This window comes from Kitasatospora sp. NPDC127035, from assembly GCF_042726075.1.
In the GTDB taxonomy this organism is placed as follows: Bacteria; Actinomycetota; Actinomycetes; order Streptomycetales; family Streptomycetaceae; genus Kitasatospora.
Map to the genome: position 1 here is coordinate 1 of NZ_JBHXDN010000080.1, position 23,581 is coordinate 23,581.

Below are 23,581 nucleotides of genomic sequence, written 5' to 3' on the forward strand. Positions count from 1 at the left end.
ACCCGACGCGTGAGCGTCGGGTCCCACCCCCTCCCTCCGATGTGACCCTTGCGCTTCCGGGGCGGACGACCGGACGGCACGGCGGGGCGGGGCACTCGCTGGGCCCTGAACCAGCGCGACCTCCACGACCCGTCCCGACCCCACCGCTCGGCGGCCCGCAGCCCGGGGAGAGACGGGTTCGGTCCGAATGATCGCCGTGGAAGGGTTGGTGCTGCGATACCGGGGAACAAGGGCCGGGTAGGCCGGAGCGGGGCTGTCGCCCCAGGAAGAGGTGACCTGATGGACCTGATGTGCGTCGAGGTCCAAGCCCTCCACTCCGCCTCGTCCGTCGCCGGTGCGCGCGAGCGCGCGCGCAGATTCCTCGGGAGCCTCGTGCCGGTGCCCGCTCCCGGGGCTGCGGAGAGCGTGGTCCTCGTTGTCTCGGAGCTCGTCACCAACGCCCTGCGCCACGGCGGCGGCACGTTCACCCTGGAACTGACCGCCTACACGGACAGCGTCGAAGTGGCCGTGCACGATCACAGCCCGCAGGCCCCGCGCATGCGCACCCCCGACCTCGACGACGGCACCGGCGGATTCGGCTGGCCCATGGTCAACCGCCTCGCCCGAACCACCGCCGTCACCCACCGGGACGCCGGTGGCAAGACCGTCAGCGCCCTGCTCACCCGTTGACGGCCCCGGGTCCTCCGTGACGGCCCCGGGTCCTCCGTGACGGCCCGGGCCCTCCGTGACGGCCCGGGGCCGCTGCGCCGGTGACGACGCGCGATGTCGCCCCGCCGCCTGGCGGCGATTCCGCAGGCCCCCGGAACGGGCGGCGGGCAGCACGGGCGCATCCAGAACCTGTTGGTGTTCACCGAGCGCCGTCCGAACCCGTGATCCCGGCGGGATCGTGGCGGACGTCCCTTGTCCGGGGCAATGGTCTGGTCCAGACTGATCATGGCCGAGGTCTCCCGCGGTAGCGGCCGCGCGCGGCCTTCGCCTGCCGCCGTCCGGGGGACGGTGGTGTGTGGCCGGCGGGTGAGGGGATGTCATGTCGGAGAGGGTGACGGCCACCGGGCCGGCCCTGGACGGTCCGTCGGGCGAGCCGGGTCCGTACGGTCCGCGGCTCCGCTCGTTCCGCAGTCGCGCCGGGCTCAGCCAGGAGGACGCCGCTTCGAGGGCCGGGATCAGCACGCGGGCACTGCGCGACATCGAACACGGCCGGGTCCAGCGGCCGCAGGCGCGTACCCTCCAGCGGTTGGCGGAGGTGCTGGGGCTGACCGACCGCGAGCTGGACGGGCTGTCTGCCGCCGCCGGCGACGCCGCGCCGCGCGGAGCCCTCCGGCCGCGCCTGCTGATCCTCGGCCCGCTCGACCTCCGGCGCGGCCGGGTCACCGTCCCGGTCACCAGCCCGATGCTGCGCCGGCTGCTCGGACTGCTCGCCCTCAAACACCCCGAGCCGGCCACCCAGCAGGAGATCACCGACACGCTCTGGCCGTCCGGGCCGCCCGGGTCCCGGCAGAGCCTGGTGCACACCTACGTCAGCCAGGTGCGCCAGCTCCTGGAGCCGGACGGCCACCGCGCCGCACCGCGGCCCGCCGTCGTCCGCACGCCGACCGGCTACCGGCTGGAGGACTCCCGGAGCCGGATCGACCTCGGCGGGTTCGACGAGCTGGTCGACCGGGCGCAGCGCGTCCACCGCGGGCCGGAGCGGGAGGCCGGGTACGAGCTGCTGGCACAGGCGCTGCGGTGCTGGCGCGGCCCGGTCCTCGCGGACGCGGACCTGGTGCTGCGCCAGCACCCGGCCGCGGTCGCGGCCAATGAACGGCGGGTGGCGGCGGCGCTGTCGCACGCGGACACCGCGATGTTGCTGGGGCGCGCGGGGGAGGCCGTCCCGGTGCTGGGGGACCTGGTGCACGCCGAGCCGTTGCACGAGGGCCTGCACGCCCGGCTGATCCTCGCCCTGGCCGGCAGCGGGGAGCAGGCCGCCGCGCTCCGGGTGTTCGACCGCCTGCGGGCCCGGTTGGACGAGGAGTTGGGGGTCGGGCCCGGCGCGGAGGTCCGTGACGCCCATCTGCGGGTGCTGCGCCGCCAACTGCCGCCCGACCTCCGGCACCCCGGGCTCCCTGGCCCCCCTCCCCGCCCCGAGGGTGTCGAGGGTGTCGAGCGCCCCGGGCAGCTCGGGGTACCCGGGGACGCCGTCGTGGCCGGCCTCCGGACACCGCCGGTCCCGCACCCCGCACCCGCCCAACTGCCCGCCAGAACCGGGCCCCACATCGGGCGGCAGCGGCAGATCCTGGACCTGGACGCCCTCGTCGACCCCGACCCGGCCCGCCGTCCCCAGATGGTGGCCGTGGTCGGCGCGCCCGGCGTCGGCAAGTCCGCCCTCGCCATCCACTGGGCGCACACCCGGCGCGAGCACTTCCCGGACGGCCAGCTCTACGTGGACCTGCGCGGACGCTCCCGGCTCCCGACGCTGCGGCCGGGCGACGTCCTCGCACAGTTCCTCCGGGCCCTCGGTACGCCGCCGCACCGGCTGCCCCCGGACGAGGACGAGGCCGCGGCGCTGTACCGCACCCTGCTCGCCGACCGGCGGATGCTGGTCCTGCTGGACGACGCGCGCGACGCCGAGCAGGTCAGGCCGCTGATCCCGGGTGCCCAGGGCTGCGCGGTGGTGATCACCAGCCGCAGCCGGCTCGCCGGGCTGGTCGCGAGCGACGGTGCCCGCCGGCTCGCCCTGGACGTGCTCGACCCCGAGGAGGGCCGTCGGCTGCTCGGCGGCACCATCGGCGACTGCAACGTCGCGGCCGAGGAGGAGGCCGCCCGCGAGCTGGTGCGGGTGTGCGGCGGCCTGCCGCTGGCCATCCGGATCGCGGGTGCCAACCTGGTGGCCCGCAACGCCACGATCGCCGACCAGTACGCCGAGTTGGCGGGCGACGACATGCTCAGCCGGCTCCACGTCGAAGGCGACCGGAGCTCGGCCGTACGAGCCGCCTTCGACCTCTCCTACAGCGCCCTCCCGGCGCCGGTCCGGCGGATGTTCCGGCTGCTCAGCCTCATGCCGGGACCGGACCTCACCGTGGACGGCGCCGCCGCGCTGGCGGACGCCGCCCCGGCCGAATCGGCCGGACTGCTGGTCGCCCTGGCCGACGCCCACCTGGTGCAGGAACGGGCGGCCGGCCGTTTCGGGCTGCACGACCTGCTGCGCTCCTACGCCCGCGAGCTGGTCGGCAAGGAGGAGGCACACACGGCCCGCCAGCGGCTGTTCGACTGGTACCTCGACCACACCGACGCCGCGGCCCGGCTGCTCTACCCCGCCGAGCCGGCCGCGGGCCCGTCCGCCCCCACGGCCTTCCCGGCGGCGCCGCCGACCCCGGTCACCCCGGTCACCCCGGTCACCCCGTCCGTGCCCGCCCTCGCCCCGGTCCCCGCGTCCGGACCCGTCGCCGCCCCGGCCATCTCGGACCACGGTCAGGCCGCGCACTGGCTGGACAGCGAGCGGGAGAACCTGGCCGGCGCCGTCCTGGAGGCGTCCGGCGCGGGATTCACCGCCGTCGCCTGGCGGTTGGCCGAGAGCCTCCACAGCTACCTCTCGGCGGGGATGTACACGGGCGACTGCCTCAAGGTCGCCACCGCCAGCCTGTTCGCCGCCGTCGCCGACGGTGAGGTCCGGGCCCAGGCCGCCGCCCAGCTGCGGCGCGCCGAGTGCCACGGGGTGCTCGCCGACGACGAGCGGGCGATGGAACTGGTCGGCCGGGCACTGGAACTCGCCCGGCAGTCCGGTTGGCTCGACGGCGAAGCGCTCGCCCTGCGCCGCATCGGCGCCGCCCACCACGACAACGGCGCCGTCCTGGCGGCGTACGAGCACCTCGTGCGGGCCCGTGCGCTCGGCGGGCGCGACAGCGGACCCGGGGTCGCCGAAGAGCTCGCCGATCTCGGGCAGGTCTGCTGGAAGCTCGGCCGGCTCGACGAGGCCGCCGGGCACTTCGCGCACGCCGCCCGGCTGCTCCGGGCGTCCGGATCGGTCGGCGAGGAGGCGGTCGCCCGGACGGCCCTGGCCGTCGTCCACCGCGCACTGGGGCGGCCGGGCGAGGCGGTCCGGGTGCTCGGCGAGACCCTTCCGGTCCACCTGAAGCACGGTCACAGGCACGGTGAGAGCGCGGCGCTGAGCTGCCTCGCGGGCGCCTACACCGACCTGGGCGACCACTCCACCGGACGGCTGCTGGCCCACACCGCGCTCGCCGCCGCCCAGGCCCTGGCGGACCGGGCGCCGGAGGCCGACGCCCTCCTCGCACTGGCCTGCGTGCAGGAGCGCGCCCACGACTTCGCCGACGCGGCCGGCAGCTACCGGGAGTCGCTCCGCCTCGCCCGGGCCGCGAACGACGGCTTCCGGCAGACCGCCGCCCTCGTCGGGCTCGCCACGGCCCAGGCGTACCTGGAACCGGAGGCCGCCCTGGAGACTGCGGAACGCGCCGTCGCGCTCGGCCGTGCCTGCGGGTTCCGGATGCTCCAGGGCAGCGCGCTCACCGTCCTGGCGTGCTTACGGGTGCGGCTCGGCGAGCCGCGGACCGCCCTGGAGCACGGCCACGAGGCGCTCGCCCTGCACCGTGCGACCGGGCACCGCCCGGGCGAGGCGCGCGCCCGGCTGGTGCTCGGCCGGGCGCGGTCGGTGCTCGGCGAGCCGGGCGGCGCGGTCGGGCACTGGCGCGAGGCGCTGAGGCTCTCCCGGGCGACGGGCGCGGCCCGGATCCGCTGAGTACAGGCAGGACGGGTCCGCCGGGCGTGGGGCGGCTGTTGTCGGTGGCCCGGCGGCAGGAGGACCGGTTGCGGCAGTTCCCGTAGTTCTGCCGGTGGGGCCGGTCCTGACCGCTGCCGTCCGACAGAACCGCAGGTCGGCGGGGGTGCGGCCGTTCTGTTCCGGGCGGTCCGCAGGGCCCGCGGTCCTCTGGCCGGGATGCAGGTGCCTGACCAGGCGGGCTCCGTACGGTGGTCGCACCGCAGGGCCGTTCCCGCGCCGTCGGACGATTTCCGCCCCCGAGCGCCCGGCCGACCTGCCCCGACCGCCGACCCACGAGGTGACACCTTGCCGCAGCCCCCAGCACCCCGCCCCGCAGCCCGGCGCGGCTCCCGGACCGCCGCCCCGGCCGGTACCTCGACCGGCCCCCGGACCGGTACCTCGACCGGCCCCCGGACCGGTACCTCGACCGGCCCCCGGACCGGTACCTCGACCGGCCCCCGGACCGGTACCTCGACCGGCTCCCGGACCGAATCCCGCGCGGGGAGCGTCGGATGAGCCGCTTCGACCGCCTCGCGTACACCGCCCCGGTGCGCCGGGTACAGCAGCAGATGGGCAGCGCCACGGCGGCCGACCGCCGGCTGCGGGACCCGGCCGAGCAGCCGGAGCCGCTCACCGGGTCCGAGGCCGACTTCATCCGTGGCCTCGACGGCTTCCTGTTCGCCAGCGTGGGCGAGACCGGCTGGCCGTACATCCAGTTCCGGGGCGGCCCGCCCGGATTCGTCCACGTCCTGGACGCGTTCACGCTCGGCTACCTGGACGTCCGGGGCAACCGGCAGTACATCACCACCGGCAACCTGCGCGGCGACGACCGGGTGGCGCTCTTCTTCATCGACCACGCCCGGCAGACCCGCCTCAAGCTGTTCGGCCGTGCGAGCGCCGTCCTGCCCGGTGAGGACCCCGTGCTCGCCGAGCGCCTGGACTCGCCGCGCACCGAGGGCACGGTCGAGCAGCTGGTCACCATCCGGGTCGAGGCCACCGCCTGGAACTGCCCCAACCACATCACCCCCCGCTTCAGCGATCGCGAGCTCGCCGGTGCCCTGGCCCCGGTCCGCGACCGCCTGGCGCGGCTGGAGCAGGAGAACGCCGCCCTGCGTGCGGAGCTCGCCGCCCGCGCCTGACCGCACAGACCCGTCCCGCCCGGCGCGGACCCGCGGACCGACACCGCCCGACCCACACCGCCCGACCCACGACCTGAGGTTGAACAGCCATGGCAGACCGCACCACCGACCACCCAGCGGCGGCGACATCCGTACAGATCCAGGACCACCTCTCCGGCGCACCGTCCGCCGGCGCACCGGAGGACGGAAGGCCCGGGTCCGTGGCCCGGCCGTCCGGGGAACCGGCGATCTGGTCCCGCAACTTCCGCTACTACTTCACCGCCCGCAGCGCCGGTCTGCTCAGCTGGGCCATGCTGCCGGTCGCGATCTCGGCCGGTCTGCTCAGCGGAGGGTACGGCCTGGACACCGCGGGGTACGCGATGGCCTTCCTGGTGGGCCCGTTCGCCGGCCTGGTGCTGTTCGGCGGGGTGCTCGCCGACCGGTTCACCGCCCGCCGGCTGATGATCGCCGCCGACCTGGCCAACCTCGTCGCCCACGTGCTGCTCGCCCTGCTGTTCCTCCACGGCATCGACCACCTCTGGCAGCTGTACACCCTCCTGGTGGCGGCCGGCACCGCCAACGCGATGTTCCAGCCGGGTTCCGCCTCGACCGTCCCCCTGGTGGCCCGTGACGTGCAGGGCGCGAACGGGATCCTGCGCACCTCCGAGGCGCTCACCGGGCTCGGCGGCCCGGCGCTGGCCGGTGTCCTGGTGGGTTTCGGGGCCACCGGCTGGGTGATGGCGCTCTCCGCCGTCGCCTACGGCACGAGCGCGGTGTGCCTGGCGGCCCTGCGGCTCGGCGCGGTGCCCGCCCCGCCGTCCGGCGGTGGTCTGTGGCACAACCTGGCGGTCGGCTGGCGGGAGTTCCGCGCCCGCACCTGGCTCTGGGGCGTGATCGTGATCTGGATGGTCTTCGCGGTGCTCTCCTGGGGGCCGCAACTGACGGTGGCCGCCGGTGTCGTCGTGCCCGAGTACGGCGCGTCCGCCTTCGGCCTGCTCAACGCCGCCCTCGGCGCGGGCACCGTGGCGGGCGGCCTGCTGGCGATCCGTTACAAGCCGCGACGCCCACTCGCCGCCGGAGCCGTGGCGATCACGACCTACCCGCTCTATCCGCTCGGCATCGTGCTCGGCTGGCCGGTCTGGGCGCTCGCCGCCGCCCAGGTCGCGGTCGGTGTCGGCATCGGCGTCTGGGGCGTCATGTGGGCCACGAGCGTGCAGACCCAGGTCCCGGGGGAGGTCCTCAACCGCGTCCACGCGTACGAGGTCGCCGGATCCGTCGGCATGTACCCGATCGGCAGCGCCCTGGCGGGCCCGGCCGTGGACGCCTTCGGTACCGACCGGGTCCTCCTGGTGGGCGTCGTCGTCGCCTTCCTCACCGCCGTCGCCCTCCTGCTCACCCGTCCGATCCGCACCCTCGGCCGTGTCCCCGTCCGCAGCTGAGGACCCCCCGTGCGCCTGTTCGGCCGGGGCGGGGCCGTGTGGGCGCGCCGTTCTCCCCGTCGCCGTGACCGACCGGCAGGGGGCCGCTCGGTCACGGCGACGGCGCCCGGAAGGTGAGCCGCAGCCCGTGGTCGCGGACAGTGCCGTGCAACCCTTGCGGCGGCGCGGCGGTGAATAGGGCAGAGCGACGGTCCGATCGGGTCGTCGCGCGGAGGCGAAGAGGATTTGGATGACCGCGAGCGTATTGCACATCCCGGTGGAGGACGGGCCGAGGCCCGTGACGGCACCGGCTACTGCGGGCGGCCCCGGCCCGCGTGAGCTCGACTTCGAGGGGTTCGCCGCCACGCGCTGGCGACGGCTGGTGCGCACGGCCTACCTGCTCACTGGCGACTACCACGAGGCCGAGGACGTGGTGCAGGCGACCTTCGCGAAGGTCTTCAGGAACTGGTCCCGGATCAGCCGTCTGGAGGAGCCGGACGCCTACATCCACCGGGCGCTGGTGAACAACAACCTGAGCCGTCACCGGCGGCGTCGCGTCAGGCAGCTGCTCGTGCCCGTCCTTCCCGACCGCGCGTCCACCGCGGGCGGTGGGCACGGCGGCGTCGAGGAGCGCTCGGTGCTGCTCCAGGCGCTGGCGGAGCTGCCGCCGCGCCAGCGGGCCGTGGTCGTCCTGCGCTACTGGGAGGACATGAGCGAGGGCCAGGTCGCCGAGGTGCTCGACTGCTCGCCGGGCAACGTGAAGAGCCAGGCCAGTCGGGGCCTGGCGAAACTGCGCGGCCACCCGGCGCTGGTCTCGTACGCGGTGGGTACCGGTTCAACGATCGACGGCACGGACGGGGGCAACAAGTGAGGGACACCGAGGACATGGTGCGCGGCGCTCTGCGGGACGAGGCGGCCCGCGTCGCGGTGGCGGACTGGTCGGCCGGGCCCGTGCGGGCTCACGTGCGCCGACAGCGGCGCGGGCGCCGGGTGGCGATGGGCGCGTCGGCGGTGGCGGCCGCGCTCGCGGTGGTGGCCGGCACGGGGGCGGTACTGTCCGAGCGGCACGACTCCCGGGCCGTCGCACCGGCCTCGCAGGCTCCGCAGGTGCCGGAGGGGCCGGCTCCCGAGGCCGTGGTGGTGGAGCCCGGCACGCAGCTGCCGCTGGGCCGCCAGGACTGGTGGATGCAGCTGAAGGACCAGGAGATCTGCGTCCACGACGCTCCCGCCTACGGCAGCGGCCCGGGCTGCAGCGGGTACTCCTGGGCGGCGGGCGCCACCGAGATCACCATGCAGTACTACGGGAACCCGCCGCAGTACCGCGAGGGCCTGTACAACCTCGTCTACCACGGGCCCGGGCAGGTGGCCCGGATGACCATCGAGGTGGAGGGCCGGGCGTACTGGGCCACCGTCGCGTCCCTCCCCGGCGACCCGGGCTACGCCACCGGCTATGTCTGGGGCCCCAGTAGCAAGAGCCCCGACGCCCCGAAGGCGGCGCACCCGCTCGACGGCATCCGACTCGCCGCCTACGACGCCCAGGGGAGGGTACTGGCGAGCAAGACGCTGTCCTCCTGACTCGGACCGGATCGGGCCGGGGCGTGATCCGCCGGGCGGGGCCGGGGCGAGTCAGGACACCGAGAACAGGGCGACGTACTCGCCGAACGGTGGGATGCCTGCCTCGGCCCGCCTGTCGTCCATGCGCTCGGGGTCCTCGCAGGGCCACGGGATCGGCGAGCCGTCCTGGATCCCGGCGATCTGCGTGCCGTAGATCTGCTTGCGTCCTTCGTTCACGAGGGTGCGATCGCGCAGGAAGGCCAGCTCCCGTGGGCTCGCCGAGCCCGCTGCCACCGCCTGTTCCATCAGCCGGAGCGCCTGGCGCTGGACGTCGAGCTGCCGGTCGGCGTGCTGGGCGATCAGCCACGCTGCCCGCGCCGCATCCTCGCCGACCAGGTCCGCGGTGGGCCAGCCGTACGCGTCCATGAGTTCGTGGAGACGGTCTGCGTGCCGGGCGGTCAGGCGACGCCACGCCAGTTGTTCCGCGTAGTCGTCGCTGTTCGCCTGGACGGTGGCCCGGTGGTCCGCCGCAGCCATGTCCGCGAGCTCCGCCGCGACCGCGGCGACTTCGGGTGTCATTCCTGCTCCAAGAATCCCGAGGGGGTGAGTCTTGCCGGTCGTTGGCAACCCTAAGCGCGCAAATCACCACAAAAGATCGTTCTGGCGCAGGGTGACAAGCACGTCCGGGTATGGGGATACTTGATCTACTCCCGGAGCCGGATCCGGATCGACGCCGGGGTGGCCGGCCGCCAACGACGCGATCGACGTCCAGGTGGCGGGGACGCGCATCGGCCACCGCAACGGCGGCCACGAGTTGTACCTGAACGACGGGCTCTACGGCCCGTGGTACGACGTGGCGTCGAACGTCGACGAGTACGACCTGAGTTGACCTGACACCGCAGGGCACCGGCGATCTGGTCCACGGGCGATGTGACCGTCCGGGCCCGGACGGCCACGTCGCCCGCGCGGTCGCCGGGCGGCTCTCAGCCGCCCGCCTTCTCGGAGCCGGGCTTCGGGCAGGGCGAGCAGGTGGGGGCGGCCTCGACGCAGACGGCGACGGAGTCGGTGTTGTCGGCGGGGTGGAGGTCGGTCTCGGTCGCGTGCGCCCTGGCCGTGTTGGTGACCGGGCCCGTGGCGGTGGCCTTCGCCCGGAGGACGAGGGTGGCGGAGGCGTCGACGGGCAGCGTCCCGACGCTCCACAGGCCGGTGTCGGGGCTGTAGGTGCCGGTGTCGGCGGTGGCGGAGACGAAGACCAGGCCGGCCGGGAGGCTGTCGGCGACGGTCACGTGGGTGGCGGTGTCGGGTCCGGCGTTGCGGACGGTGACGCGGTAGGTGACGGTCTGGCCGACGGTGACGGTGGTGGCGTCGGCGGACTTGACGACGCTCAGGTCGGCGGCCGGCAGGACCTGGGTGTCGGTCTGGTTGGAGGTGGCGGTGAGGGCCTGGGGGGTGGGGCCGAGGCGGTTCTCGTAGGCGGCGGTGGCGGTGTTGGTGACGTGCCCGCCGGCGCTGGCCTCGTCGACGGTGACCCGGTACTCCACCGTCGTGCCGTTCGGGAGGGCGTCGGTGTTGGGCAGGCTGCCGCCCCGGTCGGCGGTGGCGCTGTTGCCGAGGTTGAACACCACCCGGTCGCCGGCCGGGTCGAAGTGGGCCTGGTCGTCGCCCTGCCGGTCGGTCTTCGCGCCGGTGTTGGGACCGTTGACGATCCGCAGGGATCCGGGCAGGTAGGTGGTGCCGCTCGGCACGGCGTCGGTCAGGACGAGGGCGTCGGCGTTGCCACCGCCCTCGTTCCTGACGACCACGCGGTAGGTGATGATGTCACCCACTTCGAGGGGCCCGTCGGGGACGGCGTACTTGGTGAGGGTGACGGCCGGGGCGGTGCCGAAGAAGATGCCGTCGAGGAAGTTGCCGACCGACTGGTTGCCGCCGGCGGAGGAGACGGAGCGGAAGGCGAAGCGGGTGGTGGTCTGCCCGGCCGGGACGGTGTAGGTGCTCGTGTAGAAGCCCCAGGCGGTGTTGCCGTCGGTGAACTGTCGCTGCTGGACGGCCGCGCCGGGCCTGCCGATGTCCAGGGCCATGGTGTCCTGGCCCAGCCGCCCGCGGTGGTAGAGCCGCCAGTACAGCGTGGCGCCCGGGGTGGTGGGCAGGTCCTGGTAGAGGGTGGAGACCTGGTTGGCGTTGAGTTCGGCGAACTGGGCGCCGTCGGCGGAGGGGACTCCGTTGAAGCCGTCGTGCCAGATCTCGATGAGGTGGTCGGTGGCGGTGGTCAGCCACCCCGGGACGTGGTTCGGGCTGGAGGCCTGGGAGGCGTCGGGCAGGATCGCGTTGCCGCTGCCGATGGGGGGCTGCTCGAAGCTGCCGTTCACCAGGGTGATGCGGGACGGGACGGGGGTGGTCATGGTCTTCCCCTTCGTTCGAGGTCGCGTGCTGGAGGTTCGGCCGGCCCGGAGGCCCCGAGGAGCGGACGAGCGGGCGGCCGGCATGCGGGAGCGGTGGCTCCGGTCGAGGCGACAGGGAGCGAAGCCGTCCCTCGACGAGGTCGGTCACGGGGACTGGAGGGGGGAGCCGGCGACTTACGGCGCGCGCGGTCTGTCGGGGCCTCGGGAGGCGGCGGTCGCAGGAGGCGCCCGATCCCAGCGTGCGCAATGGTTCCTGTGCGCACGAGAGCGTGGAGCGAGGCTCCCGAAGTGCGAAAGGGCGCGATCCGCGAGGATCACGCCCCGGCTCTGCGCGGCCCGCGCCAAGGCAGCGCCGCAGGCCGGGGGCACGCTTCCGCGTGCCCCCGGCCTGGGCGGGCCAGGGCGACGGCCTCCGGGAACCCCGGTTCGGGGTTGCCGCCGGAGCCGGTCCGGCCGGCCGCCTCGACGGCGGACGGCCGGCGCGTCCGGCCCGCCGTGGTGGGGCGGCAGTGGGTCAGGGGGCCGTGGTGACGGTCACGGTGGTGAACCCCGCCGAGCGCAGCAGTCCCTCCAGCATGCTGCGGGTGCTCTGCTCGGCGCGCTGGGCGAGTTCGGTGTCCTTGGCCGCCTGCTCGATCTTCTGGGTGGCCAGCATTTCGACCTGCCGCTGGTTGCCGGGGTTTGAGCTGAAGAAGTCGCCGATCCGGTCGAAGAGACCGCGCTGCTGGAGGTAGACGTAGGAGCGGCCCACGTCCAGGGCGGGCGCGGCGAGCTGGGCGTGCGGCACCACGACGGTGGCGCTCAGACGGTCGCCGGACACGGTCACGGCGCCCTTTTCGAGGGCGGCGAGGTCGACGTAGGCGTCCACCGTGCCGGCCGCCACGTACAGGGTGCGGTGGCCGAGCAGGGCCGAAGGCAGGAAGGCGGCCTCGCGGTCGAGGTCGACGACGAGCTGGAAGTTGCCCTGCGCGCCGGTGAAGTGCTTCATGTCCTGGATGGAGCGCAGCAGCACCGGCTGGCTGCGGTCCACCGTGCGCCGCTCCAGCGGGTTGGGGATCGAGGGGAACAGGCCCAGGTGTGCCCCGGCGAGGAAGAACGCGACGATCGCGGCCAGGGTCACCGGCAGGCCGACGTACCAGGGGGTGCGGCGGCGCTCGCGGCGGGGCGGGGCCTTGTCGCCCGGGGAGCGCCGAGGCGTGTCGTCGGGGTTCTGCTCCGGTGCGCCGGCGCTGTCGGACCCGGCCGACCGGCTACGTCTGAGGAGTGCCATCTCGCTCTCTCCGCTCTGTGCGCCCTCGCCGCAGCGCTCTGCCGCGGCGCCATGCGGGTACCCCGAGGCGGCGGGGACACGCCGGTGCGGGCGCCGAAATCCCGGCGAACTGCACTCGGTGCGGGTTGAGTTGATCTGCCGGGGAGCGGGGGTGGGTTCACATGCGGGCGGCCCGCAACGGGCGGACGGGCCGGGGGCTTGCACGAGGGGACGGAGCGGGTGGCGGGGGAGCCGTGCCCAGGACCCGGGGCGCCGGTCGAGTTGGTGACGCCGGGCCGGGCCGGCACACTTCCGCCGCGGTCCGACCCGCCCACTGGGGCGTCGGACGGACCGCGGCGGTGCGCCGTTCAGGCCCGGCGCCGGGTGTGCGGCCGAGCTGCCGTGGTCAGCAGTAGTTGCTGACGCCTCCGGTCTCGTCACCGTTGAGCAGGCCGCCCCAGATCCACTCGTTGTCGGAGAGCTTGACCCACTTGTCGTGAGCGACCCCGTTGGCGTTGACCCAACCGCCGGTCTTCCAGCAGAGTCCGTACGAAGTGAAGCCTGCGGACACGGGGTAGTTGATGGCGTAGTCCGTGGACGGTCCGTACCTGACGTTCCCGTTGATCCATGTCGTGACCACGCCGCCCAGCACCCGCGAAATCTGGGTCCGTGGCGCGCCGGCCGGTTCGGAATCCGCGGCGGCGGCGGGGGCCGCCATACCGGCGGCCGTCAGGACCGCCAACCCGACTGCTGTGACGAGCCTGGTGGTGGGCCGTTGGCGATCGATGTGCATCTGTTTCCCTTCGAGCGAAACCTCGGTCTGTACCCGGCCGGACGCGACCAGGCGTCAATCATCCTGACAAGAGGGGATATTGACGGTCCATGGCGCTTCGGGGATTGGCGCAAAGAGGCTCGAACGTGTACCTGTGATCGGCCTTTCGCCGACGGTGCCGGAACCGCTCAGCACCGCCTTGACGACGCCTTCGCGGCTGGTCGGCGGCCTGGACTGTCGAGGGTGGTGTGACCCGTCAGGAGTGCCGCTCCCAGAGGTTGTCCAGGTGCGCGTGCAGGACGTCCTGGGCCTCCTGCGAGGTGAGGCGGCCGATGAGGACGTGGACGGTGAGGCCGTCGGCGAGGGCGAGGAGGGTGCGGGCCTCGTGCTGCGGGTCGACGGGCGCACCGTGTCCGGCGCTCTCGCCGACTTCCCGGATGAGCCGGGTGAACGCCTCCTGCAGGGCTGCGTAGCTCGCCTTCAGCGTGTTTGCGAGCGGCTCACTGACCGCGGCCTGCGCGACGAAGGCGAGCCAGACCCGTGCCTCGGAGTGATGCTCTTCCCGGAGCAGCGCGACTTCGGTGACCGCGTGACCCAGGGCGGTGGCGGCCGACTGGGCCGGGCTCCGGACGAGGCAGGCCCGGGCGCGTTCGGTGATCCGCTCACCGATGTTCGCGAGAGTGAACACGAGCATCTCTTCCTTGCTGCGGAAGCAGCGCTGCACGGCGCCCATCGACACCTGCGCGCGGGCGGCGACGTCGCGCAGGGTCACGCCCTCCAGTCCGTGCTCGTCGGCGAGGAGGCAGACCGCCTCGGCGATGCGGTGACGTCGCTCCTCGTGATCAACCTGTCTGGGCATGCTCGTGGCCTCCGTGCGGCGACGCGTAATTCGATGCGGTCGTATCGGTTCCCAGGCTACAGTTCCGATGCAAGCGCATCGGAACGTGGGACGGGGAGGACGAGAATCATGGGTGACGCCCTGTGGAAGCTGTCGGCTGCGGCGCAGGCGGAGGCCGTGCGCGCTGGCGAGGTCTCCGCCGTCGAGCTGGTGGAGAGCCATCTGGAGCGGATCGCCGAGGTCAACCCGGAGGTGAACGCGGTCACCCTGCTTCTGGCGGATCGCGCCCGGGAGGCCGCCGAGCGGACGGACCGGCGCCGGACCGCCGGCGAGGAGCTGGGGCCGCTCGCGGGGGTTCCGTTCACGGTGAAGGAGTCCACGGCCGTCGAGGGGGTGCCGACCACGTTCGGCACTCCGCGCTTCCGCGATCTGGTGGCGCCGGCGGACGCGCCCCCGGTCGCCCGGCTGCGCGCGGCCGGGGCGATCCCCATCGGGCACAGCAACATGCCCACCTTGATCCTGGCCGGAATGCACACGCGCAGCGAGCTGTTCGGAGACACGTTCAATCCCTGGGATCGTGGCCGGACTCCCGGCGGATCGAGCGGGGGTGACGCGGTGGCCGTCGCCACGGGCATGGCGGCGCTCGGCCTCGGCAACGACTCCGGGGGATCGGTGCGGGTCCCGGCCCAGTTCTGCGGTGTGGCCGGACTGAAGCCGACCACCGGCCGGTTTCCCGCCGACCACCGGATCCTCGGCCCGGACGACCCCGGCCCTGCATCCCAACTGCTCGTCACCGACGGCCCGTTCGCCCGAAGCGTGGGTGATCTCCGGCTGGCGTACGAGGTGTTGGCCGGCACCGATCCACGGGACCCGCGCGCCGTGCCGGTGCCCGCGTACGGCGCGCCCCTCCCCGGGCCGGTGAAGGTCGCGGTCGTGGCGGACCCCGGCGGGCACGGCGTCCACCCCACGGTGCGCGCGTCCGTCGCCGCCGCGGCCGACGCGCTGCGGGACGCCGGGTACGACGTGCGCGAAGTGCCGGACGTGCCACGGTTGGACGAGGCGCTCCACGCCTACGGCCGGATCACCGTGACCGAGTTCGCCCCGACCTGGCCGGTGGTGCGCAAGCTGCTCGGCTCGGGCGGTGACCGCTACGTCGGGATGATGATGGAACAGACGCCGCCCGCGAGCGCGGAGGAGTTCATGAAGCTCATGGGCGTCTGGATGAACATCCGTCGCTCCTGGGCCGAATTCCTCGACGAGTACCCGCTCCTGCTCGGCCCGTCATTCACCGAACCGCCCGTCGAACCGGGGCTTGAGTCACGCGACCGGGCCGGGCGGGACCGCGTCGGGTCGGGAATGCGGCTGTGCACCGTGACCAGCTTCGTGGGCGTGCCCGGGGTGGCCGTGCCGACCGGGACGGCCGACGGGCTGCCGTCCGGCGTGCAGATCGTCGGGCGCGCGTTCCGCGAGGACCTGTGCCTGGCCGCGGCCGAGGCGATCGAGGACCGGCTCGGAGTCCTCACCCCGGTCGACCCGGTCTGGGCCGGTGGGGCTGGTTGAGCCCCTGGTCCACGCCGGACCCGGGTGCTCGATCCCCGGGGACACGACCACCACGGCGCCGGCTCGCGAATCCACCCGCGGCTGCCCGCCCCCGTCCGGTGCTGCATGGACGCGGGGCGGCCCACTGAGGTGAGCCGAGGCTGATCCTCCCCGAGGGTTACCCGGCTCGGCGCGTGATGAGGGCCTCCAGGCCGTCGAGGATCCGCTCCAGGCCGAAGTTCAGCGCCTGGTCCCGGCCGTCCTGGGTGGCCATTGCCGCGGCGAGCGCGGGGAAGCGGTCGGCGTGCTGGTGGACCAGGGGGCCGAGGACGGCCAGGAGTTTCGCCTCGGGCGAGCCGTCCGGCCGGGCCGCACGGGCCTGTTCGGCGATGCCCCGGACGTGCCCGGCCAGCAGCACTGCGGAGTCCATCCGTTCGGGGCCGGTCAGTCCGTGGCCGTCCAGGGCTGCGACCACCCGCTCCAGCCAGCCGAGTTCCTTGGGGCCCACCACCCGTGCTCCGACGGTGGCGTCGAGCAGCCAGGGGTGATCGGTGAGCATTTGCGCCAACTGGTCCGCACAGGAGGTCAGTTGCTCGCGCCATCCGAGTCCGTCCACGGCCGGCGGCGGTTCGCCGACCGCGGCCTCCACCATGAGCGCGACCAGCTCCGCCTTGCCGGGAACGTAGCGGTAGAGCGACATCTTGGTGAAGTCGAGCAGGCCGGCGACCTTCTGCATCGAGACGGCGCCGAGGCCCTCGGCGTCCGCGATCGCGACGCCCGCCGCGGCGATCCGCCCCAGGCTCAGCGCGGGCTTCGGTCCCCGGGACGGCCTGGCGGGCGGTCCCCAGAGCAGCCGCACCGCCTCGTTCGCTTCCTCGCTCAATTCCCGCTCCGTCTCGTGTCTTCCGGCTGCCCTTGCGGGGCGGCCCAACTGCGTCTACCGTACACAGCAAGAAACAGTGTCCATGGGACACAGTTAATCGGGCAGCTCGGATGGAGTGGTTCACGTGAGCACCAAGGTCCTGATCTCGGGCGCGAGCATCGCCGGCCCCGCACTGGCCTACTGGCTGGGGCGGTACGGCTTCGAGACCACCGTCGTCGAGCTGGCCCCCGCCCTGCGCGGTGGCGGCCAGGCGGTCGACTTCCGAGGCCGGACCCACCTGACGGTGCTGGAGCGGATGGGTGTGCTCGACGAGCTGCGCGCCCTCGACACCGGCGGCAGCCCGATGACCTTCGTCGACCGGCGCGGCCGTCAACTGCTCCGCCTGCCGGCCGACTTCGCGGGCGGGGACGTCGAGGTCCCGCGCGGGGAGCTCGCCCAGGTGTTGCGCCGGCGCAGCCTCCCGCACACCGAGTACCTCTTCGGCGACTCGATCACCGCCATGGAGGAGACGCCCACCGGCGTCCGGGTGGCCTTCCGGAACGGCGCGCCGCGCGAGTTCGACCTGGTGATCGGCGCCGACGGACTGCACTCCAACGTCCGTCGGCTCGCCTTCGGCCCGGAGGAGGACTACGTCCGCCACCTCGGCTACTACGCGGCCACCTGGCAGCTTCCCAACTACCTCGGTCTGCCTCCTGGTTCAGTCGGCCTCAACGTCCCCGGCCGGCTGGCCGCCGTCGGCGCCGACCACCGCGACCCGACTCGGGCGGGCGCCTTCTTCGTCTTCGCCTCGACCGAACTCCGTTACGACCGCCACGACGTGGCGCAGCAGAAGGCGCTGATCCAGGACGCCTTCGCGGGCCTCGGCTGGGAGGTGCCCGGGCTCCTGGAGAGCCTGAGGCAGGCCCCCGAGCTGTACTTCGACTCGATCAGCCGGGCCGACGTCCCCGCCTGGTCCAGCGGTCGGATCGCCCTGTTGGGCGACGCCGCGTGCGGGGCCACCATCGGCGGGATGGGTACCGGCACCGCTGTGGTGGCGGCGTACGTCCTGGCCGGCGAGCTGGCCCGGGCCTGCGGCGACCACCGCACCGCCTTCGCCCGCTACGAGCACACCGTGCGCGACTACGCCCAGGGCTGTCAGAAGGGCGGCGACCGGACCGGCCCGTTCCTGGCGCCCGGCACCGCGACCGGGCTGCGGGTGCGCAACGGGCTGCTGAACCGGCGCTGGATCCTCGACAAGATGCTGGAGATGGGCAAGCAGGTCAGCAGCGTCGATCTGCCTGACTACACGACCGAGCTGTCGAACGCCGTGGCGTCCGGCGTCCTGGGCGGAGGCGTCGGCCTGCGCGCAGCACGTCACCGGCGATGACCATGCCCTCGCCCGGCGTGCGGGCCGGGTCCGGCGCCCCCTGCGTCCTGCTTCACCCTCTGTCGCCTGTGTGTGGGGGCGGGTCAGGATGACCGGGTTGTTGTCGCGCGCGAAGGGGTCCGGATGGGGAAGCACAAGAAGGAGCCGGAGCTGCCGAGTCCGGGTCAAGGGTCCCCGCCTCCCGGGAACGCGGACGGACAGGTGCCCGTCCCCCTGCCGCCGGGTGACCCGAAGCACGGGAAGAAGTGACCGGGCCGGCCCCGTTGCGGGCGCGCCTGGACGAGGCGATGGACGAGCGCGGGGCCTGGCCCGAGCGGGCGCCGTGGCTGCGGGAGGCGGTGGCGGCGCTGCCGCGTGACCTGTTCGCGCCGGACCGGCTGCTGCGGTGGGACGGGCGGGCGTACGTGCCGGTGGACCGGCAGAGCGATCCGGACGGCTGGGCACGGGAGCTGTACGGCGAGCAGGACGCGGCCGCGGTCACCCAGGTGACGGACGGGCCGGCGTCGTCGAGCCTGTCGGCGCAGGGCGTCGTGGTCGACATGCTCGACAGCCTGTTGTTGGAGCCCGGGCACCGGGTGTGGGACATCGGGACGGGGCAGGGCTGGAACGCGGCGCTGGCGGCGTGGCGGGCCGGCCCGGGGCGGGTGGTGTCCACCGAGATCGACGGTGTGTTGGCCTCGTTCGCACGCGAGCGTCTGGCCGCGGCCGGCCTGCGGGTGGACGTCGTGGTGGCGGACGCGACCGTCACGGTACCGGACGGCCCGGTGGACCGGCTGATCGCCACCTACGCGGTCGAACGGGTGCCGTGGTCGTGGGTCGGGGCGGTCCGGCCCGGCGGGCGGCTCGTGGTTCCCTGGGGCCGGCTCGGGCACGTCGCCCTCACCGTCGCCGACGACGGGCGCAGCGCGAGCGGGCGGGTGCAGGGCCTGGCCCGGTTCATGGGCGACCGCGCCGCCGGTCCGGCGCCCGTGGGCGGGCACGCGGGGTACGCCGCGGTGCGCGGCGCCGCGGCGCCGGAGGTGAAGCGCGTCGTGGATCGGGATCCCGCGCCGCTGGCCGCGGACTGGAACCTGAGGTTCGCGCTGCGGGTCGCCGTGCCGGACGCCGTGGTCGTCACCGGCACGGACGAGGACGGCGTCCTGGCGTGGGTGCACGACGGCCACCGGTCCTGGGCCGCGTTGTCGGCCGGCGGCGACGGCACCGCGACCATGTACCAGGGCGGCCCGCGGCGCATCGGTGACGAACTGCTCCACGCCTGGGCGCAGTGGGAGGAGCTCGGGCGGCCGGGTCCGTACGAGTACGGGATGACGGTGCGCCCGGACGGCCGGTTCGTGTGGCTGAACGACCCGGTTCACGGCCCGCGCCGGCACGCCGGTGGCACCGCGGCGGCCGACGCTCCTCCTCGTTGAGCAGGGCCTGAGCAGCGTCCGTTTCGGCGGTCCGGGTACCGCCGGGGGATCCGACGGGGATCCGACGGGGGGTTCTGTACGACCTCCGTGGTGCGGCGGTCGGCGTGCCGGCCGCCGTTCGAGGGTTCGTCGTGGACCTCGACCGAGCCGCCGGCCACGACGGTGCGCGGGTGGGCGGTGCGGTCGAGTGGACGGGTCTACCAGTTCGCCCAGGGAAGGTTCCAGCCGCCGAGTCCGTTGTCGGGGGAGACGGTCTTCTCCTTCGAGTTCACGATCGTGACCACGTCGCCGATCAGCGAGCTGTTGAAGAACGTTCCCGCGACGGAGGTGTCGCTGCCGCCCTCCACGTCCTTGAGCGAGACGCAGCCGTGGCTGGTGTTCTCCTTGCCGAACGGGTCGCCCTTGTACCAGTAGTTGCCGTGGAGGTAGGTGCCGCTCTCGGTCAGCCGCATCGCGTGCGGGGCGGCGGGGATGTCGTACTCGTCGCCGAGCCCGACGGTCCGGGAGTTCATGTGGGTGACCTTCTCCTTGGACATGATCACCATGGTGCCGCCCCACGAGGGGTGCTTCTCGTCGCCGAGCGTGGCGGGCACGGTGGTGGTCTTGCCGTCCCGGACGATCGTGAGCCGGTGCGTGGCGGCGTCCGCGGTGGACACCTGCGAGCGGCCGACGGTGAACGGTTCGTCCTTGTCCACGTCGCCGTAGACGCCCGGTGAGACCTCGACGTTCTTCAGCCGGTAGTGGATGGTGACCTTGGTGCCCGGCTTCCAGTACTCGGCCGGGCGGAAGTCCAGCCGGTTGTCGCCGAACCAGTGGCCCTTCACCTCGGTGCCGTTGTCGGTCTCGAAGGTGATTCCCTTGGCGACGGCGTCCTTGTTCACGATCTTCGTGCTGAACTCCACCTTGACGATCATGCCCACGCCGTAGGTCTGGCCGTCGGCGATGTTGTCGTTGGTGGAGACCTGCTTGTCGGGCGTGCGCGTGGTGAACGCGGTGGTGGAGGCGGCCGCGAGACCGTCGGCGTCCGCCGCCTGGGCGTTCACCGTGTACGCCGTGCCGGGTGCGAGCGCGGCGGCGGGCTTCCAGCCGGTGCCGTCCGGGGTGATCGTGCCGGGGACGGGCCTGCCGTTCTTGTCGGTCACGTCGACGGTGGTGAGCCTGCCGTGGGAGACGGACACCTGGAGCGCGTTCGGCGCGACGCCCCGGGCGCCGTCCTTCGGTTCGACGTTCAGCACCGCGGCCGACGTCCTCGGCCCGGTCGCGGCCGAAGGCGCGGCAGCAGGCGCGGCAGCAGTCGTGGCGGTAGTCGTGGCGGTAGTCGTGGCCGCCGGCCCGCCGGCGGCAGCGGCGCCCGTCGCCCGGGAGGCCCCGTCGCCCTCGCCGTCGCCGCAGGCCGCGGTCATCAGCAGAATGCCGCCCATCGTCAGCGCCACCGCGCTGCGGTTGAAACGGTCGCCCGTGCGTATCGCGGTCCGGGTCGCCTGAACAGTGCTCACTGTCGCTCCTTCTCGGTGATCACCGAAAGCCTGTCGGCCGGTTCGTCCCAGGAGCAACGGCCGGCGCCCGATCTGGGACGCTGGGACGCCGTTACCTGCTTTGACCTGGGAAGACGTAACCTTCCTGGGACGCGTCCGTGCGACCGGGGAACGGCGTGGCCGGCGGCGGGAACCACGGGAGCGTCAGCGGCGTGCTTCTGTCCCGGAGATCGCTTCACGTCGGTCCGGCCGCGGGGGGACGCGACAGCGCCGCGCCCGACCGCCGGTGGCGGCCGGAGACGGCGGGGCGCGATCACTGCTGGATGCAAGAGCGAGGCGGAGGAACGGTGCCAGAGGGGTTCGGGGAGTTGGGGGAGCGGGACGAGATCGCGCGGCTGCTCGGGGAGCTGAAGAGCCGGTCGGGGCTCAGCTACGGCGCGCTGGCGAAGAGGCTGCATCTGAGCACCTCGACGCTGCACCGCTACTGCAGGGGAGACGTGGTGCCGACGGAGTTCGCCCCGCTGGACCACCTTGCGCGGCTGTGCAGGGCGACGCCGGAAGAACGCGTCGAGCTGTACCGACTGTGGGCCGTCGTCCACTCGGCGCGGGGAAGCAGGACCTCACCCGTCCCCGGACCGGCAGGTCAGACGGGTCCGGCGGACCCGACGGACCCGACGGAGGCAGGGACGGGGACGGAGCCCGAGGTCGAGGTCGAGGCGGAGGTGGAGGCGGCGCCGGACGGGGGAGGCGGCGTCGAGGCCGGGCGGGTCCTCGTCGCCCGCGCCGAACCGGACCCTGCCCCCGGGGCGGCGCCGCGGCGGTGGCCTGTCCGCCACCGTGCGGTCCTGGCCGCGGTGGCGGTCACCGCGGTGCTGGCCACCACCGGCGCCGTCGCCATGGGGCTGAAGTCGGCCACGGGCGGTGACACCGGTCCCGGTCGGGCCCCGAACGGCGGGTCGGCCGCCGGATCCCCGGCTCCGGGCACCCCCGACTCGCCACCCTCCCCGGCTCTCGCCTCCACCCCCGCTTCCGTCTCGGCCGCCGCCTCCACCGGTGCGGGCTCGGGCTCGCCGGGGCCGACCGGCGGGACGGACACGAGCGCTCCGATCACGGTCTCGGTCCGGCCGTCCGGGTGGAACAGCTCGTGCGATCAGTACCTGGTGGACCGCCCGCCGTCCGAGGTCCCTCGACCGCCCGCGGTGCCGGACGTGGCGGGCTGGGCCTCCGGGATCGGCGCGGTTGCCGGCCGCCACCAGTCGATCGAGCTCATCGTGCAGGGCACCGGCAGGGAGACCGTGGTCCTGTCGGGCCTCAACGTCCGGGTCACCCGGATCGCGGGTCCCCTCGCCTGGAACGCCTATTCCATGGCCGAGGGCTGCGGCGGTGGGGTCGGCGTCCACTCCTACGACCTCGATCTGGACGCGGCCCGCCCGCGGCCGGTCCTGGCCGCGGGCAGCAAGGGTCTGCCGGTCAAGGTGAGCGAGGGCGACCCGGAGGCCATCGAGGTCACCGCCGTGACCGACTCCCACGACGTGAGCTGGTACCTGGAACTGGAGTGGTCGAGCGGTGACCGAAAGGGGACGCTCCCCGTCGACCTCGGCCACGGCACACCGTTTCGCACCAGCGCGGTGAAGGGCCGGCCGCTGTACGTCTACCCGGCCGACGGACGGGCCTGGGAGCCGAGCTCGTTCCAGGGGTGACAGCGGAACGCGATTTCCGTTGACTCGACGGGCCCGCGGTCATGCCCGCGTTCCGGCGCTGCGGGCCGTGGGACCACCCCGGCCGCCCAGCCGCGGATCCCGCCCCGGTCGTGGATGCGAAGCTTGATGCTGTTGGGCTGGTGCGCATGGTCTGGCGGGCACGGAGCAGGTTCCTGGAGGCGGTTCGAGCGAGAGGTGGCCGGGATGGACGGAAACGGTGTGTTCTGGGTGGTCGGGGCCGGGGTGGTCCTGGCCACCCTCGTGGTCGCGGGCGTTCTGGTGGTGAAGCTGGTCCGGGCCCGGAAGCTGTTGGGGGCATCAGGGATCCCGATGTCGAAGAAGGTCCTGTTCTGGGCGTCCATCGCCTATCTGGTCAGCCCCGTGGACCTGCTGCCCGACCCCATCCTGTTGGACGACATCGGCTTCCTGCTCGTGGCCCTGCGCTCGCTGGGCAAGGCCGGGCTGCGGGCCGGCGTCGGCTCGGCAGGCCCGGGCGTGGGTGGCACGGAAGTCCCGCGGCTGAAGCAGTGACCCCGCGGGGCCGCACCTGGGAACGACCCTTCCGTCCGGCCGGGCGCGAGACGAGAAGCGCCCCGCGGGACGCGCTCCGACGGTAGCCGCTGCGCCGACGAGCTCGGCGACATGGCGACCGCCTACCTGCTCACTCCCGACCGGCGCCACGGCGCCGACACCTGAGCCGAGCGCATTGCCGCACGGCGGCACCGGGCCGGTTCGCGGAGGGTTCCCGCTGCAGAAAGGCAGATGGGCCGTCACCGGTGTCGTGGTGACGGCCCATCTGGGGTGGTGCGCTCATACGGTCGGGCCGGCCAGACTCGTCAGGGCCCGGTGCGCGCGTCGGGCGCTGCGCTCGGCGCGGCTCTTGAGGCGGAGCGCGCGCACGAGGCGGTGCTTCTCGGCCTCCCGCAGACGGTCGTCTATCGTCGCCCGCGCAACGTCGATGTGGTAGGTCATGATGCTCCCCCTGTCGACGGGTGATCCGGCGGCATCACCCTGACGCCGCCCCTTCGGGCCACCCTCTGTGCTTCAGACTCTACACCCAAAGTCGGTCCAGGGCCTTGCATTTAACGATCCGTTCAGGAATTTGCCT

General features: G+C 73.7%; 19 protein-coding genes. 11 read left to right on the forward strand and 8 right to left on the reverse strand.

Going from position 1 to position 23,581, the window contains the following annotated elements; all coding sequences use genetic code 11:
• Positions 1-279 precede the first annotated feature (279 nt).
• The 6 genes from ACFWIC_RS35200 (at position 280) to ACFWIC_RS35225 (ending at position 8,864) form a co-directional block, all read left to right on the forward strand.
• On the forward strand, positions 280-669 hold the full coding sequence (locus ACFWIC_RS35200; RefSeq protein WP_329879748.1) for an ATP-binding protein: 390 nt from the start codon (positions 280-282) through the stop codon (positions 667-669).
• 358 nt (positions 670-1,027) lie between these two features.
• On the forward strand, positions 1,028-4,732 hold the full coding sequence (locus ACFWIC_RS35205) for a BTAD domain-containing putative transcriptional regulator (protein ID WP_380521005.1): 3,705 nt from the start codon (positions 1,028-1,030) through the stop codon (positions 4,730-4,732).
• Positions 4,733-5,265: 533 nt separating this feature from the next.
• Positions 5,266-5,892: a pyridoxamine 5'-phosphate oxidase family protein gene (locus tag ACFWIC_RS35210; RefSeq protein WP_329879750.1), complete on the forward strand. Its 627-nt coding sequence runs from the start codon at positions 5,266-5,268 to the stop codon at positions 5,890-5,892.
• An 89-nt stretch (positions 5,893-5,981) separates the two neighbouring features.
• Positions 5,982-7,310: an MFS transporter gene (locus ACFWIC_RS35215; RefSeq protein WP_355408818.1), complete on the forward strand. Its 1,329-nt coding sequence runs from the start codon at positions 5,982-5,984 to the stop codon at positions 7,308-7,310.
• Positions 7,311-7,539: 229 nt separating this feature from the next.
• Positions 7,540-8,160 carry a SigE family RNA polymerase sigma factor gene (locus ACFWIC_RS35220; RefSeq protein WP_329879752.1) on the forward strand — a complete coding sequence of 207 codons (621 nt, stop codon included), beginning with the start codon at positions 7,540-7,542 and terminating at the stop codon, positions 8,158-8,160.
• Positions 8,157-8,864, forward strand: a complete 708-nt coding sequence (locus ACFWIC_RS35225; protein WP_380359933.1) for a hypothetical protein — start codon at positions 8,157-8,159, stop codon at positions 8,862-8,864. The genes ACFWIC_RS35220 and ACFWIC_RS35225 overlap by 4 nt, the downstream gene beginning before the upstream one ends.
• 51 nt (positions 8,865-8,915) lie before the next feature.
• Here the strand turns inward: ACFWIC_RS35225 and ACFWIC_RS35230 are convergent, their stop codons facing one another.
• The 5 genes from ACFWIC_RS35230 to ACFWIC_RS35250 form a co-directional block, all read right to left on the reverse strand.
• Complete coding sequence (locus ACFWIC_RS35230; protein ID WP_380521008.1) at positions 8,916-9,422, reverse strand: DUF6624 domain-containing protein; 507 nt, start codon at positions 9,420-9,422, stop codon at positions 8,916-8,918.
• Positions 9,423-9,826: 404 nt separating this feature from the next.
• Entirely contained in the window at positions 9,827-11,242 is a 1,416-nt protein-coding gene (locus tag ACFWIC_RS35235) for a hypothetical protein (protein WP_380359939.1), read from the reverse strand.
• Between the two features lie 514 nt (positions 11,243-11,756).
• On the reverse strand, positions 11,757-12,512 hold the full coding sequence (locus tag ACFWIC_RS35240; protein ID WP_329949025.1) for a DUF4230 domain-containing protein: 756 nt from the start codon (positions 12,510-12,512) through the stop codon (positions 11,757-11,759).
• 385 nt (positions 12,513-12,897) lie between these two features.
• Entirely contained in the window at positions 12,898-13,284 is a 387-nt protein-coding gene (locus tag ACFWIC_RS35245) for a hypothetical protein (RefSeq protein ID WP_380359941.1), read from the reverse strand.
• Positions 13,285-13,519: 235 nt separating this feature from the next.
• On the reverse strand, positions 13,520-14,122 hold the full coding sequence (locus ACFWIC_RS35250; RefSeq protein ID WP_380521010.1) for a TetR/AcrR family transcriptional regulator: 603 nt from the start codon (positions 14,120-14,122) through the stop codon (positions 13,520-13,522).
• A gap of 108 nt (positions 14,123-14,230) precedes the next feature.
• Between ACFWIC_RS35250 and ACFWIC_RS35255 the strand changes: the two genes are divergently transcribed.
• Positions 14,231-15,661 (forward strand): amidase, encoded by a 1,431-nt coding sequence (locus ACFWIC_RS35255; RefSeq protein ID WP_380521012.1) that lies wholly within the window; start codon positions 14,231-14,233, stop codon positions 15,659-15,661.
• Positions 15,662-15,818: 157 nt separating this feature from the next.
• Here ACFWIC_RS35255 and ACFWIC_RS35260 read toward each other — a convergent pair whose 3' ends face one another.
• Positions 15,819-16,523, reverse strand: a complete 705-nt coding sequence (locus ACFWIC_RS35260) for a TetR/AcrR family transcriptional regulator (protein WP_380521014.1) — start codon at positions 16,521-16,523, stop codon at positions 15,819-15,821.
• Positions 16,524-16,647: 124 nt separating this feature from the next.
• Between ACFWIC_RS35260 and ACFWIC_RS35265 the strand changes: the two genes are divergently transcribed.
• Positions 16,648-17,889, forward strand: a complete 1,242-nt coding sequence (locus ACFWIC_RS35265) for an FAD-dependent monooxygenase (RefSeq protein ID WP_380521016.1) — start codon at positions 16,648-16,650, stop codon at positions 17,887-17,889.
• 245 nt (positions 17,890-18,134) lie between these two features.
• Positions 18,135-19,298, forward strand: coding sequence for a methyltransferase domain-containing protein (locus tag ACFWIC_RS35270; RefSeq protein WP_380521018.1), 1,164 nt, complete (start codon positions 18,135-18,137; stop codon positions 19,296-19,298).
• Positions 19,299-19,495: 197 nt separating this feature from the next.
• Here ACFWIC_RS35270 and ACFWIC_RS35275 read toward each other — a convergent pair whose 3' ends face one another.
• On the reverse strand, positions 19,496-20,794 hold the full coding sequence (locus ACFWIC_RS35275) for an Ig-like domain-containing protein (RefSeq protein ID WP_380521020.1): 1,299 nt from the start codon (positions 20,792-20,794) through the stop codon (positions 19,496-19,498).
• Positions 20,795-21,120: 326 nt separating this feature from the next.
• Between ACFWIC_RS35275 and ACFWIC_RS35280 the strand changes: the two genes are divergently transcribed.
• Together ACFWIC_RS35280 and ACFWIC_RS35285 are read left to right on the forward strand one after the other, a co-directional pair.
• The gene (locus ACFWIC_RS35280; protein WP_380521022.1) at positions 21,121-22,473 is read left to right on the forward strand and encodes a helix-turn-helix domain-containing protein; all 1,353 of its coding nucleotides are present in this window, start codon (positions 21,121-21,123) and stop codon (positions 22,471-22,473) included.
• A gap of 204 nt (positions 22,474-22,677) precedes the next feature.
• Positions 22,678-23,004: a YkvA family protein gene (locus ACFWIC_RS35285; RefSeq protein WP_329879765.1), complete on the forward strand. Its 327-nt coding sequence runs from the start codon at positions 22,678-22,680 to the stop codon at positions 23,002-23,004.
• Positions 23,005-23,283: 279 nt separating this feature from the next.
• Here the strand turns inward: ACFWIC_RS35285 and ACFWIC_RS35290 are convergent, their stop codons facing one another.
• Positions 23,284-23,445 carry a hypothetical protein gene (locus tag ACFWIC_RS35290; RefSeq protein ID WP_329879766.1) on the reverse strand — a complete coding sequence of 54 codons (162 nt, stop codon included), beginning with the start codon at positions 23,443-23,445 and terminating at the stop codon, positions 23,284-23,286.
• Positions 23,446-23,581: the final 136 nt, after the last annotated feature.

Bases quoted from the DNA above. Each gene is read 5' to 3' on its own strand.
- ACFWIC_RS35285 (WP_329879765.1), top strand. From the start codon at position 22,678: ATGGACGGAAACGGTGTGTTCTGGGTGGTCGGGGCCGGGGTGGTCCTG.
- ACFWIC_RS35290 (WP_329879766.1), bottom strand. From the start codon at position 23,445: ATGACCTACCACATCGACGTTGCGCGGGCGACGATAGACGACCGTCTG.
- ACFWIC_RS35220 (WP_329879752.1), top strand. From the start codon at position 7,540: ATGACCGCGAGCGTATTGCACATCCCGGTGGAGGACGGGCCGAGGCCC.
- ACFWIC_RS35245 (WP_380359941.1), bottom strand. From the start codon at position 13,284: ATGCACATCGATCGCCAACGGCCCACCACCAGGCTCGTCACAGCAGTC.
- ACFWIC_RS35200 (WP_329879748.1), top strand. From the start codon at position 280: ATGGACCTGATGTGCGTCGAGGTCCAAGCCCTCCACTCCGCCTCGTCC.
- ACFWIC_RS35210 (WP_329879750.1), top strand. From the start codon at position 5,266: ATGAGCCGCTTCGACCGCCTCGCGTACACCGCCCCGGTGCGCCGGGTA.
- ACFWIC_RS35215 (WP_355408818.1), top strand. From the start codon at position 5,982: ATGGCAGACCGCACCACCGACCACCCAGCGGCGGCGACATCCGTACAG.
- ACFWIC_RS35250 (WP_380521010.1), bottom strand. From the start codon at position 14,122: ATGCCCAGACAGGTTGATCACGAGGAGCGACGTCACCGCATCGCCGAG.
- ACFWIC_RS35205 (WP_380521005.1), top strand. From the start codon at position 1,028: ATGTCGGAGAGGGTGACGGCCACCGGGCCGGCCCTGGACGGTCCGTCG.
- ACFWIC_RS35240 (WP_329949025.1), bottom strand. From the start codon at position 12,512: ATGGCACTCCTCAGACGTAGCCGGTCGGCCGGGTCCGACAGCGCCGGC.
- ACFWIC_RS35255 (WP_380521012.1), top strand. From the start codon at position 14,231: ATGGGTGACGCCCTGTGGAAGCTGTCGGCTGCGGCGCAGGCGGAGGCC.
- ACFWIC_RS35230 (WP_380521008.1), bottom strand. From the start codon at position 9,422: ATGACACCCGAAGTCGCCGCGGTCGCGGCGGAGCTCGCGGACATGGCT.
- ACFWIC_RS35235 (WP_380359939.1), bottom strand. From the start codon at position 11,242: ATGACCACCCCCGTCCCGTCCCGCATCACCCTGGTGAACGGCAGCTTC.